The organism is Hyphomonas beringensis (assembly GCF_000682755.1).
GTDB classification, from domain to species: domain Bacteria; phylum Pseudomonadota; class Alphaproteobacteria; order Caulobacterales; family Hyphomonadaceae; genus Hyphomonas; species Hyphomonas beringensis.
In genome coordinates this window covers 1-2,822 of record NZ_AWFF01000075.1, presented here as the reverse complement: position 1 = coordinate 2,822, position 2,822 = coordinate 1, and the positions used below count along the sequence as shown (strand labels likewise).

General features: G+C 53.1%; 2 protein-coding genes. One reads left to right on the top strand and one right to left on the bottom strand.

Annotated features, from left to right (window positions below; all coding sequences use genetic code 11):
- Positions 1-19: 19 nt before the first annotated feature.
- Entirely contained in the window at positions 20-1,129 is a 1,110-nt protein-coding gene (locus HY29_RS15425; protein WP_034798576.1) for a D-alanine--D-alanine ligase family protein, read from the top strand.
- 14 nt (positions 1,130-1,143) lie between these two features.
- Here HY29_RS15425 and HY29_RS15420 read toward each other — a convergent pair.
- On the bottom strand, positions 1,144-2,822 hold a 1,679-nt coding region (locus tag HY29_RS15420), incomplete at its 5' end, for a hypothetical protein (RefSeq protein WP_206741984.1).

Sequence of the window (2,822 nt, the reverse complement as noted above, 5' to 3'; positions counted from 1 at the left end):
ATAACTCAAGGTTATTGATATGTCGATGCGGCAACAGGATTTCGCCGCTTTCCTTCGTAGTCTTGAAGGTGCAACGGTCGCGATCGTTTACAGCTACAGCAATCGCGTTGATCCATCCCTCGCCTGGTACGACCGGTGGCGTTCAGACGTCGTATTCTTCTTTGGTCAGGGCGTGGAAAAGCTGGGAGCCGATGCGCGATATCTTGATGTTGAACAATACCTTACGGTTCAAAATCGCCGCGATGAGACGCCCGGCGATTACATCATCAATCTTCACTCCGGCCTAAACGATATTGGGTGCTGGCCGATCATTTCAGCGCTCGCCCGCTGGCGGCAAGTACCAGTCGCGCCGTGTTCGTCCGATGTGCATATCATCGGTGAGCGAAAGGACATCTCCAATTTGCTTGCAGCCGCCGCTGGCTTAAAAGTGCCCGAAAAATTCGATCATCAATCTAAGGCGGACAGAAAATTCGTTCGCAAACCTCGCGACCTCGGCATGAGCCGCGGGCTACAGGTTGCCCTCCGCGCAGATCTCAACCCCGAGGACTTTGGTACCGATATCGTTCAAACGTTCATTGAAGGATTTGACGCCACTGTTGTTGTAATCAGATTGCCCAATGGCGACTATTCAGTAATTGGCGCGCAACTGCTTACACCAAACAACCGACACGACACGCATTGGGTTTATAGCGAGGCTATGAAGGTAAGCGACGAACAAGGAAATGCAGATCATTCACGCGCGCCAATTGAAGTCTCGCCTGACCTGGAGCGCGCGATATCCGCGCTTTGCGAAAAGATCGGAGACTCGGCTTATTACCGATTAGACTTTCGTGTTGCACCAAGCGGCAATGCTCCGCTCAGGATGCTCACGCTTCAGAACGCCTACTTTCTCGAGGCCAACCCCACACCGACAATCGCAGCGGACGGTGAGTTTAATGCAACGATGGCCGCTTGGATAAGTCGGAACGGCCACTTGGACGCGATGGATGCAGAATCGGCCGACCGGCTTGGAAAGTTGGGCCCGAACGGAATGCTCGTCGCCCTGAGCCTCTTCAGCGCGGAGAGCTCACTTCGGTCGACAGCCAGCGCCATTGGCCAGACGCAAGTACATCCGAAATCGCAGACTTGAGTAATTGGCGCGGTCTAACGGTAAAAGACATGCGCTGAAGGCCACAGCCCATGTCGCTCAAAGAACGCCCCGATTTGACCGGAGAACTCACCTGGCTCAAGTCCGGACACCGCGCCGTAATAGGATAGGACGTATCGCAAAAGCCGGTCCGGACTCTCAAGGTGTTCGTCATACGGCATGAAGGCTCGTCGCCTAAGCGTCTCGCGTATTTCGCCTTGCGCATCCTTGTTCGCTTGAAACATCTTCCATAAATTCGCCAGCATCGTCGTCTGATGATAATCGAACCCGCTTGGTATGTTCGATCTTTCCATTCGCCGCATAAACCGCATTGCGTCTTCGGTATCGAGCTTGTCGCCGTCCACATAACGCGCAATGAGCTGATTGATTTCAGAAGTCAGCTTGTTCACAGGCGGACCCGACCCAGCGATTGCGCGTTGAAAAAATTCTAGCGACCGGTCTTCCTGACCGATAATCAGGTGGGCGATCCCGGCATTTGAGTGAAAGGTCGTAGACCGTCGGATATGAGGACAGAGCTCTTGCACGTAATCGCTCATCGATGACGCTTGCGGCGCGCAGTTGGCTCCCGTGTACAGGTCATTTACAATCGCGTTGTTCTCAATAAAAAGTGCGTGCTCCATCTCGCCGTGTGAGTGAAAAATGGATTTGGCGCGCATAAGCTGTTGCTTCGTGAGGGTGCCGTATCCGTGGAGCATGTCTACTTGCTTCAATGCATGGGCAAGAAGTATCTCGTCGCCGAGGTGATCGGCAATCGCGATCGCATTCTGAATTCGTTCGCCCTGGTTCTCTGTGATAAACACATGCCAAAGATCGAGAAGAGCCCGCATATACAGATATTCTTTCGCCAGATCGGCATCGTTGGTGGCATCCTTCAATACTGAAATTCGCCTTTCCAATGCATCTATCTGGCTCTTCCCGTCGAACTTCCTACCCTGACGAAATAGCGATTGAACTCTGAGCATCCCGACCGCAAGCTCTCCGAGTTCGCCACGATCGTGTCCCGACAAACCGAACGTTTCTCCTACCGAGGCGAGGCAGGCGCCGTCGGCCTCCGCCAGAAAAAGCGCAAGAAAATCTTGAAGGCTGTTGGCCTCTTGCGCACGCACGCTCAACTCATGCACGCCGTCCGGTCCAAGCGCGAGGACATCAACATCGCTTCCGCAGGAAGCCAAGAGGGAAGCGGTCGCGTTCAAGCGCGTTTCGGAAACGAAGATTATTGCGGGGCAGTATTGTGGTTCAATCTGCTTGAAGAGCGAGAAGAATGCGCAAAGCTGCTCCCTCTCGATACTGTCCTCATAAATGATGATGAGCGAAGGAAGTGTGATCGGCGCGGCGCATGGATTTTGATGGTTCAATAAGCCACCGAGATTCCACGCAAACCCTGTTTCTGTGATCGTGCCGGCATTCAGGATTGTATTGACATATCCGCCCAGCTTTCGTCGCGGCTTCTCATATTTTATGCGCTTGTGGATCTCTTGGTGCAGCGATTTCAATTTGGCGGAGTCGCCGACGATCTCACTAACCGGACTGTTCTGCTTGAAGAATTCTGCAAATACCGGGCGTGCGAGCTCGTTCTCCAGAACGAGAACTTGAAGCTCTGATTTATAGCGCGGAGTAAAGACAAATTGATCGACTTGCGCGAGCCCGACAGCACCCATTGATAACCTTGAGTTAT

Bases quoted from the DNA above. Each gene is read 5' to 3' on its own strand.
- HY29_RS15425 (WP_034798576.1), top strand. From the start codon at position 20: ATGTCGATGCGGCAACAGGATTTCGCCGCTTTCCTTCGTAGTCTTGAA.